The sequence below is a fragment of the Fictibacillus sp. FJAT-27399 genome, from assembly GCF_001510655.1.
Classification (GTDB): Bacteria; Bacillota; Bacilli; order Bacillales; family Fictibacillaceae; genus Fictibacillus_C; species Fictibacillus_C marinisediminis.
Window position 1 is genome coordinate 447,493 of sequence record NZ_LMVC01000003.1, and the last position, 17,046, is coordinate 464,538.

The 17,046-nt window shown below is 43.3% G+C and carries 16 protein-coding genes and 1 pseudogene; 15 read left to right on the plus strand and 2 right to left on the minus strand.

The genetic code is table 11. The annotated features are described in order from the left end of the window. The first annotated feature begins 36 nt into the window (after positions 1 to 36). From AR335_RS16255 to AR335_RS16300, 11 genes and pseudogenes are all read left to right on the plus strand, one after another. Entirely contained in the window at positions 37 to 1,497 is a 1,461-nt protein-coding gene (locus AR335_RS16255; RefSeq protein ID WP_062237841.1) for a S41 family peptidase, read from the plus strand. A 406-nt stretch (positions 1,498 to 1,903) separates the two neighbouring features. Then, positions 1,904 to 3,100, plus strand: coding sequence for a PDZ domain-containing protein (locus AR335_RS16260; RefSeq protein ID WP_062237843.1), 1,197 nt, complete (start codon positions 1,904 to 1,906; stop codon positions 3,098 to 3,100). Between the two features lie 765 nt (positions 3,101 to 3,865). Beyond that, a complete protein-coding gene (locus AR335_RS25565) occupies positions 3,866 to 4,150 on the plus strand; it encodes an EamA family transporter (protein ID WP_082683573.1) in 285 nt (94 codons plus the stop codon). A 197-nt stretch (positions 4,151 to 4,347) separates the two neighbouring features. Continuing rightward, positions 4,348 to 5,856, plus strand: a complete 1,509-nt coding sequence (locus AR335_RS16265) for a spore germination protein (RefSeq protein ID WP_062237846.1) — start codon at positions 4,348 to 4,350, stop codon at positions 5,854 to 5,856. A gap of 6 nt (positions 5,857 to 5,862) precedes the next feature. After that, positions 5,863 to 7,053 carry a Ger(x)C family spore germination protein gene (locus AR335_RS16270; RefSeq protein WP_062237848.1) on the plus strand — a complete coding sequence of 397 codons (1,191 nt, stop codon included), beginning with the start codon at positions 5,863 to 5,865 and terminating at the stop codon, positions 7,051 to 7,053. A gap of 21 nt (positions 7,054 to 7,074) precedes the next feature. Further along, positions 7,075 to 8,163, plus strand: a complete 1,089-nt coding sequence (locus AR335_RS16275) for a GerAB/ArcD/ProY family transporter (RefSeq protein WP_062237850.1) — start codon at positions 7,075 to 7,077, stop codon at positions 8,161 to 8,163. 448 nt (positions 8,164 to 8,611) lie between these two features. After that, positions 8,612 to 8,833 (plus strand): hypothetical protein, encoded by a 222-nt coding sequence (locus AR335_RS16285; RefSeq protein ID WP_062237854.1) that lies wholly within the window; start codon positions 8,612 to 8,614, stop codon positions 8,831 to 8,833. A gap of 151 nt (positions 8,834 to 8,984) precedes the next feature. After that, positions 8,985 to 9,236, plus strand: a pseudogene (locus AR335_RS25385) (ArsR/SmtB family transcription factor); the annotation flags it as partial. 15 nt (positions 9,237 to 9,251) lie between these two features. Continuing rightward, on the plus strand, positions 9,252 to 10,550 hold the full coding sequence (locus AR335_RS16290) for an arsenic transporter (RefSeq protein ID WP_062237857.1): 1,299 nt from the start codon (positions 9,252 to 9,254) through the stop codon (positions 10,548 to 10,550). A gap of 23 nt (positions 10,551 to 10,573) precedes the next feature. Continuing rightward, positions 10,574 to 10,993, plus strand: a complete 420-nt coding sequence (gene arsC, locus AR335_RS16295) for an arsenate reductase (thioredoxin) (protein ID WP_062237859.1) — start codon at positions 10,574 to 10,576, stop codon at positions 10,991 to 10,993. A 34-nt stretch (positions 10,994 to 11,027) separates the two neighbouring features. Further along, the gene (locus AR335_RS16300) at positions 11,028 to 11,243 is read left to right on the plus strand and encodes a hypothetical protein (protein WP_062237861.1); all 216 of its coding nucleotides are present in this window, start codon (positions 11,028 to 11,030) and stop codon (positions 11,241 to 11,243) included. Here the strand turns inward: AR335_RS16300 and AR335_RS16305 are convergent. Beyond that, on the minus strand, positions 11,240 to 11,836 hold the full coding sequence (locus AR335_RS16305) for a cupin domain-containing protein (protein WP_062237863.1): 597 nt from the start codon (positions 11,834 to 11,836) through the stop codon (positions 11,240 to 11,242). The two genes, AR335_RS16300 and AR335_RS16305, sit on opposite strands and share 4 nt — an antisense overlap. A gap of 258 nt (positions 11,837 to 12,094) precedes the next feature. Here AR335_RS16305 and AR335_RS16310 point away from each other — a divergent pair, with 258 nt between their 5' ends. Genes AR335_RS16310 through cyoD form a run of 4 tightly spaced genes read left to right on the plus strand, consistent with a single transcriptional unit; the run spans position 12,095 to position 15,897 of the window. After that, the gene (locus AR335_RS16310; protein WP_062237866.1) at positions 12,095 to 13,006 is read left to right on the plus strand and encodes a ubiquinol oxidase subunit II; all 912 of its coding nucleotides are present in this window, start codon (positions 12,095 to 12,097) and stop codon (positions 13,004 to 13,006) included. Positions 13,007 to 13,033: 27 nt separating this feature from the next. After that, positions 13,034 to 14,992, plus strand: a complete 1,959-nt coding sequence (gene qoxB / locus AR335_RS16315) for a cytochrome aa3 quinol oxidase subunit I (protein ID WP_062237868.1) — start codon at positions 13,034 to 13,036, stop codon at positions 14,990 to 14,992. Beyond that, positions 14,992 to 15,591 (plus strand): cytochrome o ubiquinol oxidase subunit III, encoded by a 600-nt coding sequence (cyoC, locus tag AR335_RS16320; protein ID WP_062237871.1) that lies wholly within the window; start codon positions 14,992 to 14,994, stop codon positions 15,589 to 15,591. The genes qoxB and cyoC overlap by 1 nt, the downstream gene beginning before the upstream one ends. Continuing rightward, positions 15,592 to 15,897, plus strand: a complete 306-nt coding sequence (gene cyoD, locus AR335_RS16325; RefSeq protein WP_062237873.1) for a cytochrome o ubiquinol oxidase subunit IV — start codon at positions 15,592 to 15,594, stop codon at positions 15,895 to 15,897. Positions 15,898 to 15,908: 11 nt separating this feature from the next. Here the strand turns inward: cyoD and AR335_RS16330 are convergent, their stop codons facing one another. After that, positions 15,909 to 16,838 (minus strand): nuclease-related domain-containing protein, encoded by a 930-nt coding sequence (locus AR335_RS16330; RefSeq protein WP_062237874.1) that lies wholly within the window; start codon positions 16,836 to 16,838, stop codon positions 15,909 to 15,911. Between the last annotated feature and the right edge of the window lie 208 nt (positions 16,839 to 17,046).

The window sequence follows — 17,046 nt, forward strand, 5'->3', positions numbered from 1 at the left end:
TGATGCCTTTTTCTGCCAAAAATGAGGTGAGCGAAATTGAAAAGAAAAGTTGTTGCGCTTCTTATGGTTTTATCGCTTGTTATTGGAGCCGGCGGAATGTACGGCTACATGCAATGGTCCAATAAAGATCAATCATTGGGCAACGCCGGTTCGGTCAGTGAGATGAAAAGCACCAAAGCGCCGGTGAATCAGGATCAGGAATTTGCGAAGCTTCAAAAAACGTACGAGCTGATCTCCTCGAGGTATTATCAGAAAGTAGATTCAGAGAAACTGCTTGAAGGTGCCATCGACGGGATGGTAAGGACATTAAAAGATCCTTACTCTGTCTATATGGATGAAGACACGGCCAGCCAGTTTACCCAATCACTGGATTCTTCCTTTGAAGGTATTGGAACAGAAGTAAGCATGCAGGACGGAAAAGTAACCGTTATCGCACCATTTAAAGATTCACCTGCAGAACGTTCAGGTGTGAAGCCGAATGACCAGATCGTTTCAGTTGACGGCAAAAGTCTCGAAGGGCTTGATCTATATCAGGCTGTTCTAAAAATCCGAGGCAAAAAAGGTTCTACAGTTACACTCGGCATTAAGCGAAAAGGTGTTAATGACACGCTTAACATCGATGTGAAACGCGACACGATTCCGATTGAGACGGTTTATTCTAACGTTCGAAACGTAAACGGCAAAAAAATCGGTGTCCTCAACATTACCTCTTTCTCTGAAGATACAGGAACCGATTTTAAAGATAAACTGGGTGAACTTGAGAGCAAAGGTATACAAGGGCTTGTCATCGATGTCCGCGGAAATCCAGGCGGCTATCTGAATGCGGTCGACAGCATGCTGAAGGAAATTATTCCGGCAGGCAAACCTTTCGTTCAAATTCAAGACCGCAAAGGCAACAAGGAACGGTATGTTTCTCAGCTGAAAGAGAAGAAAGCCTATCCTATTGTCGGTCTCGTAGATGGAGGAAGTGCCTCAGCTTCTGAAATCATGGCTGGAGCATTAAAAGAAGCAGGCGGTTATCCGCTAGTCGGCGAGAAAACGTTCGGAAAAGGAACGGTTCAGCAGACCATCGATCTGGGGGATGGCAGCAATGTGAAGCTGACGCTTGCTAAATGGCTGACTCCGGACGGCAATTGGATCCATAAAAAAGGCATCAAGCCAAATTATGCCGTAAAACAGCCGGCTTACTTCTACACAAGCCCGCTTACAATCGAAAAACCTCTTGTTTTTGACATGAACAGCGAACAAGTAAAAAATGCACAGAAAATGCTTCAGGGCCTTGGCTTTGATCCGGGACGCACAGACGGCTATTTTGACGAAAAAACAGAAACAGCCGTTACTGCTTTCCAAAAAGCCAACAAGCTCAGCCCATCCGGCAAAGTGGATCAAAAAACAGCCGGCAAGCTGGAAAGCAAGATCATCACTGAGATCAGAAACAAGAAAAACGACGTCCAGCTTCAAACTGCTTTGGAGATGGCAGCAGAAAAGAAAAAATAACGAAGGATTCCGCAGGTTTCTGCCTGCGGAATTTTTTTTGTTGATTGAGAAGCTGGAGAAATGCTGTGTTTGGCATGTAAAAGGTGGAAAGTGGCACGTTAAGGCAATAAAGCCGCACGTAAAGGGATTAACTGGCACGTAAATGCTAAAAACCCGCACGTAATTCATGAAAAAACGCATGTAAACCCAACCAAACGTCTGCTTATCTTCTGACAAACGATCTGTAAGCGCCTTTCTTTATGAAAAGCTACACATTTTTCTCACACTCCTTGTTCTTTTCGGGTTATACTTAAAAATATTAACTACATAATGCTTGTGTAAATTTACATTCCAGGCAGAAGCCGGAATCACATTTTGAATAGATTACGAACGTTGAGAAAAGAAGCATTAAGGAGAGGTTTGCGTGATGGATATCTATGTAAAGGAACTGCTTGAGGGCATAGCGGCTCTTTTTTTACATCCACTTTCATACGTGTTTGTGATTGTTGCTTTTGTTATTGGTTTTAAGCGAGTAAAACGGGAACGAAAAGAATTTAAAGTAAAGGTCCACCCTGTGATTGATAATTTGATTCAATCGTTTTTTCCTGGTCTTGTCATTGGTATTATTTTTTCAGTTGTTCTGCTCGGCGCCGGTGTCGTCGTTCCGATGGGAATGGTGGCCTTGATCGGCGCAATGTACGCGTTGCTTGGCTTAACACTGAGAACAAGGTTTTTAAACCCGGCTTATGCGATCGGACTCGCATCAATAGTTGCACTTGTTCTCCCGCATATCTCGACAAATGTTGATCTGCTGGATACATGGCTGAGGGATATCCGCAACACACCGCTTGATGCTCTCGGTATTCTAATGGCTCTCCTCCTCATTCAGGAAGGGATTTTGATCATCTGGAAAGGGTCAAACCGAACGTCTCCCCGTCTGTTGAAAGGCAAGAGAGGTCAATACGTGGGTGCGCATGAGGCAACAAGGTTCTGGCTTGTCCCGCAATTTTTCCTCATCCCGATAGGTGCCATTCCTGCACAGGGAGATTGGCCGATCTTCGGACTGCAGACTGTTGGATACTCCATTCTCCTTGTCCCGTTTGCGGTAGGTTTCCGTCAGCTGAATTCTCATTCCCTTCCACAGGAGGCAATTAAAGCGACCGGAAAACAAGTACTGGCTCTCGGCGCACTTATTGTGGCAATTGCGCTGGTTGGTTTCTTTACTGGCTTGCCGCTGCTTGCGGTTATCGCTATCATTGGAGGAACGCTCGGCCGTGAGCTCATTACCGTAATTAACAGCCAGCGTGATGAGAGCGGCAAGCCATTCTTCACACGCCGGAATGAAGGACTCGTCGTCCTCGGTGTGGTGCCTGGCACCCCTGCTGCCAAGATGGGAATCCAGGTTGGAGAAGTCATCATGAAGGTGAACGGAGTCGCCTTGAATAATGAGCGTGAATTCTACCGTGCTTTGCAGATTAATGCAGCCTTTTGTAAACTCGAAGTTCTGGATCATAGAGGAGAGCTCCGTTTTTCCCAGCGGTCGCTCTATGAGAATGAACATCACGAGCTCGGCTTGCTGTTCGTGCATGAAGTGACAGAAAAGAAGAGTGTGGTAGTATCGTAATTGTGATTTTTCATAATTTCTTGGGATTCTTTCAATATTTGTTAGAAAATATTTCATAAATAAATGAAAGGACTCAAGTGAGCTTGCCAAAGGTAAGCTCTTTTTTTATTTAACAAACGGGCCATTTTCTTATATAAGAACAGGGATTATGATATCAAACATTGGTGTGATCGATTTTGCTCAAATATACCGAGTTATTGTTTGCTTCAATCAATAAATGATTTGGTCAAAACAGGTGGACGCTTATAGCCATTATTACATGAAGCCACTCTCTTTTTCCTTAGCTTCATCATTACAAAGCTATGTTTATGATAAAAGTTTTTTTGTGGTGCAAGACTTGATACATATGTACAAGCAATTTTTATTATTCCTCATAGTATTAAATAAGAAAAACTATTTAGAAGGGGACTTTATTTAGGTGGGGTTAGTGGTTGTTATTAATTATAAGTACATTAATAGTATTAGGTTATAGTGGGCATGGAGAAATAGAGGAGTTCTATGATACTCCTAAATATTCCTTATAATGCACCTATGCTCCACGTCACCCTTGGAGGCTTTGAAAAGTTGTATTTTCTCTAGATTATAGATTTCTCGATTCTTTGTCATTCCTACGAGGAAACGAGCGAACTTACCAATCAGCTTCATTCTTCTGATGCCTTTTCGTGTACATTATTATTGTGTCTGGCTTTGAACACCTGTTATTATTGATCAAATTTATGGTGGTCAAATAAAGGATTTTCGTAATCGTGATCGTCCTCTTTTTGTATGACCGTTTGCAGTGCGATAAGCTGTATCGGAAGGGTACATCCAAATATGATTCAAATGACAACAAATGCATGGATTTGTATTTACTATGTGATGACATTTGCTTCTGTTATTGCGTATTTTTCGTGGAATACAGGAGTTGAAATTGTAGGAGCAGGGCGAGCAGCTCCATATATTAACCTTCTCCCGGCTTGGACTGTTTTATTAGTGTTCATTACAAGAACATATATCTTTAATCACCCTTTTAGGCGGAATAGTTACGATTTTGGAAGCAGTACCAGCTAGTTTATGAGGTTGTGTTTGGTGTTTTTTATCCAGTTTTTCATCGAGTTGCTCCGGCAACTCTTTTTTTATGGTTTCTTACCATTCATTATCACACCAAAACTCATTGAATAAAATGAGTGCTAACTTTCCACACTAGAAAAATAACATATTGTATTTGGGTTTAGGTCTTTAAACCTAAATCTAAAGAGGGGGTTGCTTTGGTTTCCAAGCGTCGAAAGTCAGGAGTGGATCAGACAGAAACTTTGTTAACGTCTAACTTGTTGTCTAATATTGATCTTTTAAAAAACAAGCTTGGAAAAACATCCGATCTGGTAATTCGGAAGTTTGAGATTTCAAGCTTTCATATTGCAGCCATCTATATGCAAGGAATGGCGGATTCTAAAACGATTAGTGATTTTCTCTCGCTGCTTATAAAGAATGAAAATCTAAATTCTGAGACATTATCTCCACCGGAAGCCTTTCATTTTATGAATGAAGAATGCATTTCGATCGGTCAAGTGAGTACCGGCAAATCGTGGGACTCCCTATTACTGTCCATTCTTACAGGAAATACAGTTCTTCTTCTCAATGGACATGATGAGGCAGTGGTCGTAGGCACACAAGGCTGGGAAAAACGCGCGATCAGTGAACCGACAACAGAAGCGGTGGTACGCGGACCAAAGGAATCCTTTATTGAATCTACGGAAACCAACATCACCATGGTGAGAAGGCGGATTAAAAATCCAAAACTGAGGGTAGAAACGGTTGAGGTGGGTACCATCACCCATACTGGTATTTCAATTATGTACATAAACGGGCTGGTTGAGGAAAATATTTTACAGGAAGTAAGAGAAAGACTGTCCAAGATCTCCTATGACAGTGTGATCGACTCGGGGTATATTGAGGATTTTATTCAGGATACGACCTTCAGCCCCTTTCCTCAGATTTATCACACAGAAAGACCCGATGTAGTGGCAGGAAATTTACTGGAAGGCAGAGTGGCGCTATTTGTGGATGGATCTCCGTCTGTTTTGTTAGTACCGGTTGTTTTTTCGCAGTTCTTCCAGTCAGCAGAAGATTATTATGCAAGGTGGGATATCGGAACATTTTTACGGATTCTGCGATTTTTTGCCTTCTTTCTCTCCCTTTATGCTCCCGCCATTTTTATTGCGACGATTACGTTTCATCAAGAAATGCTTCCGACAGAATTATTGATCACCTTGGCAGCGCAAAGAGAGGGGTTGCCTTTTCCTGCCTTTCTTGAAGCCATGATTATGGAAGTATCCTTTGAATTGTTAAGAGAGGCAGGAATACGCTTGCCTAAAGCAGTCGGACAGGCTGTATCGATCGTTGGGGCGATCGTTATCGGCCAAGCGGCAGTGGAGGCAGGGATTGTATCGGCATCCATGGTGATTATTGTTGCCATTACGGGAATCGCAAACTTTTCCATTCCATCGTTCAGCCTGGCGATTTCTGCACGATTAATCCGGTTTATTTTAATTTTTGGAGCTTCTTTTTTGGGCTTGTATGGAATAGCTGTTTTAACCTTTCTTTTATTGGGCCATGCTTGCAGCTTACGTTCCTTTGGTGTTCCTTATCTTTCGCCCATTGCTCCCTTTAACGTCCAAGATCAAAAGGACGTATTTATCCGGTTACCGCTTTGGGATTTATTCAGGAGGCCAAAGATGTTGACTCCTAACGAAAAACGAATGAAGAGTAGAGGATGAAGACTAGTGAAAAACAAAAACATTCTGAGGTCTTTAGTGGTAATTTTGTTTTCTCTGGTCATGTGTACAGGATGCTGGAACAAAAGAGAGATGAACGAAATGGCATTCGTGATGGGGATCGGCTTCGATAAACTCGGCAAGAAAAATTATGTCGTCTCTTTTCAGATTGCAAACCCCGGTTCCTTTATTAAAACCACTTCCTTGCGTGGCGATGGTCAGGCCTTTACTGTATTTACGGGGAAAGGAAGAACCATTTCCGCTGCAGCAGCAAATGCCTCCAAGAAAGTTTCGAGAAAATTATTTTTTGCGCATACCCAGGTTATTATAGTTGGAAACTCGTTGGCAAAACGGGGGATTGACGGGGTGCTGGACTGGATGGACCGGTCCATGGACTTCAGAACGACCACCAAAATTGCCATCGCACGGCATGAGCATGCGGAAGAGCTGCTCGAAGTCCAGACTCCTCTCGAGAAACTATCGGCCAATCATTTTAAAGACGAGCTGGAGACGTCGAAAAACCAGTGGACAGAAGCATTATCAATGGACATCGATACTATCATACAGTCATTGATCAGCAAGGGAAGTGAACCGATGATCAGCGGGGTGCAGGTATTGGAAAAAAAAGCGGGTAAAGCACCAAATCCATATCCTTACTATCTTGAATTTAAAGGGCTAGCCTATTTCAAAGGCCAAAAACTGAAAAAGTGGGTGGATGGAAAAGACATAGAAGGGGCTCTCTGGGCGAAAAATAGTGTTTCTAAATTGATTGTTGCTGCAGATTGCAGAACCAAAGAGGATGGAGTTAGTGTGGAAGTGATCCGTACTAAATCAGCTATTGCCACTCCCTTGTTGCATGGCCAGCCTGAATTGAACCTTGATGTTAAAGCAGAAGGGTATATTAAAGAAGTGAACTGTCCCGTGGATCTCGCAGATCCTAAAACCATAAACCGAATAGAAAAAAACTTGAACGGAAAAGTAAAAAGGCAAATAGATGACGCCCTGCATATTGCCCAAAAGGAAAGCACAGATGTTTTTGGGTTTGGTGATGTTTTAAGCAGGAAAGAACCTGAATATTGGAAAAAGGTGAAAAATAATTGGGGCCATCATTTTTCAGAGGCTAAAGTGAATGTGAATGTACATTTCCTTTTGCAAAATTCAGGTAAACGAAATAAACCCTACTTAAGTCATTATAAATAATGATACCTAGGAGACTAAATCATGAGAAAAGAAAAAGTTGATACTTTTCAACTTCTTGCTCTTATCATTTTGTTTGAATTGGGAACCGCAATGATTGTCGGTGTGGGGCTGCAGGCAAGGCAGGCAGCATGGTTAACTGTCATCATCAGCATGGTTGGCGGAGCCTTGCTTTATCTGCTCTATCACTATTTATATAATCAGTTTCCTACACTTTCATTCATCGAATATCTTCCTGAAATTTTAGGAAAGTACATGGGGTGGACTCTGGGACTGGTTTATGTCATCTATTTTATTTATCTTTCAGCAAGGGTCCTGCGTGATTTCGGAGATCTACTAACAAACGCTTATTATAACTATACACCTGTTTTTGTAGTGAATTGTATATTTATCTTTACCGTGTTTTATCTGCTTTCTAAGGGAATAGAAGTCCTTGCTAGAGTTGGGGAGATTATGTTTGGCATATATATGCTTCTTTTTCTTATTGTTAAGATATTAATGTTTTCCTCAGGTATCGTAAAGTTCGATTTATTATTCCCTATCCTGCCCAATGGCTGGACACCTGTTTTAAAGTCTGTATTTCCTAGCGGGGTAACGTTCCCATTTGGTGAGCTTATTGCATTCCTAATGATATTGCCGTTCTATAATCAGCAAAAGAAAGCTAAAAAGATTGGGTTGCTGGCGATCCTGATTAGCGGGATACTTTTAAGCTTCTCTATAGGGCTTGATACAGCTGTAATAGGGCCGGATAGTATGCAGCGTTCCACATTTCCTACGCTTGAAGCCATCAGTAAAATACAGATAGGGTTTCTACAGCATTTAGATGTTTTTTTTCTTTTTAAATTAATCATAGCCAATTTCTTCAAACTGGCTATTTTTTATTACGCAGCGACGTTCGGAGCAGCGAAACTATATAAACTTCCGAATGATAAAAGCTTGCTGTTTCCAATTGGTATCATCATTCTATTCAGTTCATTGATCATCGCGGGCAATTTTGCCGAACATATAAAGATTGGATTAGACTTTGTACCGCTGTATATCCACCTTCCGATTCAGATCGGAATACCGTTTCTTTTGGTGACGATTGTTTTTATCAGAAAAAAAATCAATTAGTTTTTTTCTTTCTGGCAAGGTATATGATATTACCGAAAAAGAAGATAAGTAACAATATGATCAAAGCGAACTCATAGCTGTCCATGACCCAAAACGGATTTAGCAGATTTTCCTTCGCCTTTGCATAACCAAATAAATATAGCTGGATAAAAAAGATAAGCGAAAATGTTAAGCTGCAAATACATAACAATAGAAGAATGATTTTCAAATCGTGTGCCCCTTTATTTTTTGCTTTATTTTGCCCAGACAAAATGAAACAATCCCTGCTTGCTTTTTAACGATTGTACCCGTCAATCCTCCTCATTGTAGAATCCGCAATTATTTGAATATGAATTTTATTTATTAACACAGTTCCCTTATACTCAGTAATGGATATCATTACACATTCAAAAAACGTGGACAACTTAATACAGTGTTTCGATAAGACTTAAGAAGGGGGAATGGGAATTTGAAAGAGAATGAACTGCACCTGATGTGGAAGTTGTTTGTGAAGGAGTGGAAGCTGAATAAGGATTTAGAGCCGATTCTCAGGAAATCCTTGTTACGGTCCAAACGGAATAATGTGGATCCCTTTCAGACGGTTGGAAAAGTGAAGGACTTACGGTTGTTCCCAACTCTGGACGAAATCCGGATCCATAACTCATTTAAGGGAAAATGTGATGAGGTATAAGATTAGTGAAACAAGATCAATAAGAGGCAAAAGGGGCCACAAACAGAATATGTAGTTCTCATTTGAGAATACGTTTTTCTTTAACCTGTTTTTACAAATAAAGAAATTCATATTTCGATTAAACTAATTAAAAAGCCTTTAGGCTTTTAGGAACGAATGCTGTGTCTGTGAATTTGTCGATCTGTTTCAGATGAGCCAGCCAGCCGTTAGTCAGCACCTGCGAAAGTTAAGGGATATCGGATTAGTTAAAGAACGGAGAAACGGGCAATGGATCTATTATTCATTAAATGCTGCTTATCCTTTTCGTTCGTTTGTCCTGCAAGTCATTCAGGGCTTACCGAGTCAGCAGTATCGTATAGAAGAATTAGAGGCACAGGGAAAACGAATTTCTTGTGATAGTTAAGGAGGTAATATATTTGTGAGTTCAGTCATTATTGCCAGTATCATTTTTTTAGCCACACTGACGTTTGTGATCTGGCAGCCTAGAGGTCTTAGTATTGGGTGGTCAGCTTGTGGAGGAGCTTTTATTGCTTTGCTCTTTCAAGTGGTCTCCTTTAAGGATGTAATAGATGTAACGGGAATTGTTTGGAACGCTACTCTCACATTTGTTGCTATTATCATTATTTCTCTTATTTTAGATGAGGTAGGGTTCTTTGAGTGGGCGGCTCTTCATGTGGCCCGCTTTGCGAATGGAAACGGGATCAGAATGTTTTTGCTGGTAACGGTATTGGGAGCAGTGGTGTCCGCTTTCTTTGCCAACGACGGAGCTGCGTTAATCTTGACTCCGATCGTTTTAGCAATGGTTCGCCATTTGAAATTTGAGCACAAAATGGTGATTCCATTTATCATGGCCAGCGGGTTTATTGCAGATACGACTTCCTTGCCGCTGATCGTCAGCAATCTGGTGAATATTGTGTCAGCTGACTTTTTCGGCATCAGTTTTTCGGAGTATGCCAGCCGTATGATCATTCCCAATCTATTTAGTCTGCTGGCAAGCGTTCTTGTACTCTATCTGTATTTCAGAAAAAGCATACCAAAGACATACGATGTCAATCAGCTGAAAAAACCGGCAGAGGCCATTAAAGATGTAAAAATGTTTACATTGTCATGGTATGTATTAGCTGTTCTGCTCGCTGGATACTTTATAGGAGAATTCTTCTCTGTACCTGTATCCTTCATCGCAGGAGTCATCGCGGTTATTTTCTTGGCAGCTGCAAGAAAAAGCTCAGCCGTCCAGACAAGAACAGTAATAAAAGGTGCACCTTGGGCGGTCGTATTCTTCTCTATCGGTATGTATGTTGTCGTGTATGGTTTGCGAAATGCAGGACTGACCAATTTATTGGCTAGTGCCATTGAATCCGTCACACATCATGGACTATTTGCAGGAACGATTGGAATGGGCTTTATCGCAGCGGTCATCTCTTCTGTGATGAATAATATGCCAACCGTTATGATTGATGCGTTAGCCATATCTGATACCCATACGACAGGTGTCATGAGGGAAGCCTTGATTTATGCGAACGTGATCGGTTCGGACTTGGGGCCGAAACTTACACCGATTGGTTCGTTAGCTACATTATTATGGCTTCATGTGCTGAATACTAAAGGCGTGAAAATAACATGGGGATACTACTTTAAAATTGGGGTCGTTTTAACGGTTCCAACCTTGTTTATAACGTTGACAGGTCTCTATCTATGGTTAATTATCCTTCATTAAATTGAGTTAAGGAGTGTTTGAGAATGGCTAAAAAAACAATCTATTTCTTATGTACCGGAAATTCATGCAGAAGCCAGATGGCAGAAGGCTGGGCTAAAATGCATCTTGGTGAAGAATGGGAAGTAAAAAGCGCAGGGATTGAAGCACATGGCTTAAATCCCAATGCGGTTAAAGCGATGAATGAAGTGGAGATTGATATTTCGAATCAAACATCTGACATCATTGATCCGGATATTTTAAATAACGCAGATCTTGTTGTCACGCTCTGCGGGGATGCGGCTGACAAGTGCCCGATGACTCCTCCGCATGTAAAACGGGATCACTGGGGATTTGATGATCCGGCGAAAGCGGAAGGAACAGAAGAAGAAAAATGGAAGGTGTTCCAGCGAGTACGTGATGAAATCGGAGAACGTATCGCAACGTTCGCGAAAACAGGAAAATAACAAGCAAGGGGCTGTCCAAGAAGTCTGTAAGCTGTTGATTTCCGTTCCAGGCTGCTCGCTTTCCGCGGGGCGTGCGGTGAGCCTCTTGGTGCAAGCACCGGCGGGAGTCTCACCTGTCACGCTAGTCCCGCAGGAGTCTCTCACCTTCCACTTCAATCAACTTTTCATTGAAGATTTTCAAGCCAAAAAGGAGCTGCTGAAGGTCAATTTTCGACTTTCAGGACAGCCCCTTTTTTTTTTGCCGTTTTAATATGGCGGATGATAGAAAGTCTGAGGATAATGGCTTGGATAATACTGATCTTGGCGTTGTTCTCCACTGCAGTTTTTCGGCGGCCCGATAAACGTGGTGGACTGGACGGGTGCGACCGTTTGGATCCATTGTTTTTCATTCATGCAATATGTGTGAGCCATGATGTTGGACGGGGTGAATTTTAAAAGATCGGAACCCAGGATGACATCCGGGGTCGGTGAGTTGAATATAGCCAGCAGGTGGGTTTGGTCAGAGGCAGCCACTTCATAATGCCACCAGCCTTGAGGAACGTTAGCAACCTGCCGGGGTCCGATCGGATAGTGATGGAACTGTTTCGTAAAAGGATTGAAGATGGAAACAACAGCAGAACCGGAAATGCAGTACACAAGCTCTGCGGCATTTTGGTGATAATGAGGTTCGACAATGTTATTGGTGCTCAAGAAAATATCCAATAAGGAAACATTGTCTAACGTGTTTAACTGCTGGATCCCCAAAACATTTATATAATTCTCACGGTCTTTGGTGAACACGTTGCTGCTGACATCGGCGGTGTATTGAGTGGCTGGTGATGTGTAATCCAGGTTTTGCACCATAGTTTACCCTCTTTCTTTTGGCAGATGGTCACTACCATACCCTATGCAGGTGCCCAGATGGCGTGACAGTATTTTTTCCTGCAGCGGCCTCATTTGTCCACTTTGTGACAAAAGAAGCAGAACAAGCCTTATTTTTATGAAAGTGTGATTTATATCACATATGAGAAAAGCCCCTCCGTTATAGCATGAAATAGTACTTATTTCACTCCATCAGGAAGATAGAAACACTGTTTCAGGTTATGAAAGGAGAGGTCACACATGAAGAAACATAAGTCCGGCTATCTTTGGAAGGTTTCTGCTCTGGGCATCACCCTGTTAGCACTTCTAACAGGATGCGACCCGCGGTATCTCGTCTTTAATCCGTCCGGCCCTGTCGCGCAAAAGGAGTTTGACTTAATTGTATTGTCTGCGGTTTTATGTGCCGCTGTGGTGATACCGGTTTTAGTTTTGCTTTTTTATATCGTATACAGGTACCGTGACAAACCGGGCAATAAAGCACCGTATACGCCAGAGTGGAATGACAGCAAAATATTGGAGATCGTGTGGTGGGGAATTCCGGTCATCATTATTTGTATTTTGGGCGTTTACACTGCCAAAACAACGTATTCTCTTGTCAAACCGCCGGTGACAGATGTAAAACCGATTACCATTCAGGTCACCTCACTCGATTGGAAGTGGCTGTTTCAGTATCCCGATCAAAAAATTGCGACCGTCAACTACGCGGAAATCCCGGCCGGCGTTCCAGTTCAATTCCAATTAACATCGGATTCGATGATGAACTCGTTCTGGGTTCCGGAGCTTGGCGGACAAGAATATACGATGCCGGGAATGGCGATGAGGCTCTGGCTGCAGGCAGACAAGCCGGGAACGTACTTCGGATCTGGTGCCAACTTTACCGGAAAAGGTTTTGCACATATGAAATTTAAGGTGGTTGCCAAGCCGCAGGCTGAATTCAACCAATGGGCAAAACAAATCAAAAAATCAGCTCCGGCGCTAACTCAGGAGAGATATGATCTGCTGACGAAAAAAGGACTGGCAGAGAAACAATCATTTTCTTCGTATCCTGAATCCTTGTTTCATAACACGATCGACCGCAACGGCGGCAAATATATGAAGCCTGAGATGAAGCACGGGGGACATGACATGTCGATGATGGACCACGATAAATAATAGAAAAGAAGAAAGGGGGAAAAACAGATGGCAGACAAGGCGAAAGGATTTTTTGTAACCGGCGATCCGCTGATTTATGGCGCGGATGTTGCCATTGTGATCACGCTTCTTGGTATTTTGGTTTTTCTTACGTTTTTCAAAAAATGGGGCTGGCTGTGGCGCGAGTGGCTCACAACCGTTGATCATAAAAAAATCGGAATTATGTATTTGGTATCCTCCCTCCTCATGCTGTTCAGGGGAGGAGTTGACGCACTGCTCATGAGAATGCAGCTGGCGTTCCCGAATTCACACTTTTTGGATTCACAGCATTACAATGAGATTTTTACGACGCACGGCACAATCATGATTTTGTTTATGGCGATGCCCTTTATGTTTGCACTGTTTAACATTGTGGTGCCGCTGCAGCTCGGAGCGCGCGATGTCGCGTATCCGTTCTTGAACGCGCTGAGCTTCTGGCTGTTTTTCTTTGGCGCCATGCTGTTCAACTTATCCTTTGTTGTGGGAGGATCGCCGGATGCCGGCTGGCTGAGCTATCCGCCGTTATCCGAACTTGCGGGAAGCCCGGGGCCGGGACAAAACTTCTATATCTGGGGAATTCAAATCTCGGGGATTGGAAGTCTGGCAACTGGAATTAACTTTCTCGTCACCATTTTAAAGATGCGTGCTCCCGGCATGAAACTCATGAAGATGCCGCTGTTCTCCTGGTCTGTACTGGCCAGCTGCATCACGATCATCTTCGCGTTTCCTGTATTGACGGTAACGCTGGCGTTATTGTTTGTTGACCGCTTTTTCGGTGCCCATATCTTTACGGCAACCGGAGGCGGAAACCCGATGATGTATGTCAACCTGATCTGGATGTGGGGACATCCGGAAGTGTATATCGTAGTGCTGCCGGCGTTCGGTATCTACTCAGAGGTCGTCAGCACCTTCTCGAAAAAGAAAATTTTCGGCTATAAATCCATGGTATTTTCCATGATGATCATCAGTGTACTTTCCTACTTTACGTGGGTCCATCACTTTTTCACGATGGGTGCCGGAGCCGATGTGAATACGTTCTTTGCCATAACAACGATGGCAATCGGTATTCCAACCGGTGTTAAAGTATTCAACTGGCTGTTCACGATGTTCCGCGGCCGCATCAGCATGACGCAGCCGATGCTCTGGACGCTCGCTTTTATTCCCTGCTTTGTCGTTGGGGGAGCGACAGGGGTCATGCTGGCTGTTGCGCCGGCTGACTATCAGTACCATAACAGCTATTTCCTGATTGCCCACTTTCATCAGGTCTTGATTGGCGGGGTCGTCTTCGGGTATTTGGCAGGACTCTACTACTGGTGGCCGAAAATGTTCGGCTTTAAATTGAACGACCGCCTCGGCAAATGGGCATTCTGGACATGGAACATTGGGTTCTATGTATGCTTCATGCCGCAATATGCGCTTGGATTCATGGGCATGACCCGCCGTGTCTATACGTACGGATGGGACATGGGCTGGGCGCCGTACAACCTTGTTTCCACGGGTGGCGCGTTCCTTATGGGAATCGGCTTCGTGTTCCAGGTGTGGCAGATCCTCTACAGCATCAAGAACGGCGAGCGCGATCTTACAGGAGATCCGTGGAACGGCAGGACGCTGGAGTGGTCCATTCCATCTCCTGCTCCGCTTTATAACTTTGCCTATATTCCAGAGGTGAAGAGTGATGATGCCTGGTGGGATATGAAGGAACATAAGCATGGAGCTGCATCTGAAAAAGAAAATAAAGAGTTTGAACCGATCCACATGCCTAAAAACTCAGGTATTCCATTTTTCATGGCGGCGTGCTGGTTTGTAGCTGGATTTGGGCTTACTTTTGAATGGGTGTGGGTAGGAATCGCCGGATTGGCTGGTGTAGCCATCTGCTTGCTGGCCCGTTCCTTCCAGCGGAAAACGGACTACTACATTCCTGTAGATGAAATCAAGCGGACGGAAGCTTCTTTAGGGAGGGTCGTGTGATGGCACAATCGGTAACGTCTATGGATACCCGCCACGAGGCGCATCACGATACGTTTAAATTGCTGGGCTTTTGGATTTTTCTTGTAACAGACTGTATTATTTTCGCTTGTTTGTTTGCTGTATATGCCGTCTTGAGGACTCACACAGATGGAGATCTTACAGGGCATGAGCTGTTTGAGGTCAAGGGCTTTACTGCTGAAACCTTCATCCTTTTGGCAAGCAGCTTTACGAGCGGGCTTGCTTCACTCGCGATGCATAAAGGAAACAAAAAACAGCTGATGGCATGGCTGGCGGTTACCGTATTGCTCGGTATGTCCTTTGTGGGACTTGAAATTATGGAGTTTGCCAAAATGGCAGCTGAAGGAGCAACGATATCCACTAACGCATTTCTTTCTTCCTTTTTTACACTGGTCGGAACGCACGGACTTCACGTCACGTTCGGTTTGATATGGATGATTGGTGTGATGGTTCAGATCGGCAGGCACGGCATCGACCATCTGACCAAAGAAAAAGTAACGATTGTCGGTCTGTACTGGCATTTTCTCGATGTCGTCTGGATCTTCATCTTTACCGTTGTTTATCTGTTGGGGGTGATGTAGATGAACGGACATGAAAACCATGGTTCATCAAAGACATACATTATGGGTTTTCTCTTTTCCATCATTTTAACGATCATCCCGCTGTGGCTTGTGATCCAGCATGTGATGAGCAAGAGCATGCTGACGGTTTCCATTCTTTTGATCGCTTTACTGCAGCTCATCATTCAGTTTTTCTTCTTCATGCACATTAGAGAAGGAGAGAAGCCGAGGTATCATGTGATGGCACTTGTGCTTGGAGCTGTCATGGTGTTCACGATCGTAGCCGGCTCCATCTGGATCATGACGTTTAATTCTCAGGTTCATTAAGGGAATAGACTTTACCTTCCTGCGTGCTGGAGCTGCATGTCGGAAAGCAGATCATGAGCGATAAATCGAGATGAAGGCTGGAGAAAGTGCCGGCACTGCTGATTAGTGATGGTCGGCTGAATAAGAAAATAATAATCTTGTAAAGAGGAAATGTGGGCATTGCTTGATGAATAGGAGCAGGCGATGAAGACCCATTTTCCTCTTTTTCTTTTCATGGGAAGGGTAAAACATACCGGGCAATGCAATCCGGTGAGAAGGTCAGTTTTAGGAATCAGGAAGTATTCGAGGGGATCGAATGTTTCAGGTGTATGCTGTTTGATAAGAAGAGTGGACAACCGTTTTAACTGCTTTTTGCTCAGAATCTCATTTGTGTGCAGTTGGTTAAGGTGTTCTATTTTTTCAGGGACTAAAGAGCTTCGTGTAATGTACTTGAGGTTACTAGGACTGCCTTTGGTTCGAATGATGGTCTGGGGACTGCTGATAACAACGAGGCATTCAATGGGTGGTTGAGGCAGACGGTTCTTTGTAAGCCATTCGGTTAACAGCTTTTTATGGCGTTGGATTTGTATGATCGGATATGCAAATCCTTCTTCTTTACCTTCGTGTGTACGTATCAGCTGTTGATGTGTTTCGTCAAAAAGAAGTGAGCCTGAAGAATTCTTCACTTCTAGATTGAGAAGGTAATAGGGTGTAAGAATGAGTAAATCCATTTGAAATTGACTGTTGAGAGCAGGAAGGCGAATGTCATGGAGGATAAGATGGTCTTTCGGTGGAAGTTCTTGCAGATAAAAGTCGAGGGACTGTTCGCCCCGGTATCCTTTGAACCGGCTGGCCAGCTCTTTTTCGATGATTGGCCGTTTTGGATGGTTTGGGGGCAGTCTGCTAAGCAAGGCTTCTAGTTTTTTGATGATAAGAGGGATTTGTATAGATTTGACGATCATAGCCACTCCTTATTAGATAGATCTCTCTTTTTTAGTAGATTTTCCTGCTTTAGAAGGGTGGTTTTATGGAGGGAGGAGAGCGGATGGGGAGTTTATGTGAAGAATGGAGCGGAAAAGGAGAGGAATTGTGCCGGACGCTCAATTAATTGAGCCGAACATCATTTAATTGAGCGTAACTCAAAATGAATTGATCCAAACTAAAATTCAG

Excerpts from the sequence above, each read along its gene's own strand:
- AR335_RS16260 (WP_062237843.1), top strand. The coding sequence starts at position 1,904 with ATGGATATCTATGTAAAGGAACTGCTTGAGGGCATAGCGGCTCTTTTT.
- AR335_RS25565 (WP_082683573.1), top strand. The coding sequence starts at position 3,866 with ATGACCGTTTGCAGTGCGATAAGCTGTATCGGAAGGGTACATCCAAAT.
- AR335_RS16275 (WP_062237850.1), top strand. The coding sequence starts at position 7,075 with ATGAGAAAAGAAAAAGTTGATACTTTTCAACTTCTTGCTCTTATCATT.
- arsC (WP_062237859.1), top strand. The coding sequence starts at position 10,574 with ATGGCTAAAAAAACAATCTATTTCTTATGTACCGGAAATTCATGCAGA.
- AR335_RS16305 (WP_062237863.1), bottom strand. The coding sequence starts at position 11,836 with ATGGTGCAAAACCTGGATTACACATCACCAGCCACTCAATACACCGCC.
- AR335_RS16310 (WP_062237866.1), top strand. The coding sequence starts at position 12,095 with ATGAAGAAACATAAGTCCGGCTATCTTTGGAAGGTTTCTGCTCTGGGC.
- qoxB (WP_062237868.1), top strand. The coding sequence starts at position 13,034 with ATGGCAGACAAGGCGAAAGGATTTTTTGTAACCGGCGATCCGCTGATT.
- cyoC (WP_062237871.1), top strand. The coding sequence starts at position 14,992 with ATGGCACAATCGGTAACGTCTATGGATACCCGCCACGAGGCGCATCAC.
- cyoD (WP_062237873.1), top strand. The coding sequence starts at position 15,592 with ATGAACGGACATGAAAACCATGGTTCATCAAAGACATACATTATGGGT.
- AR335_RS16330 (WP_062237874.1), bottom strand. The coding sequence starts at position 16,838 with ATGATCGTCAAATCTATACAAATCCCTCTTATCATCAAAAAACTAGAA.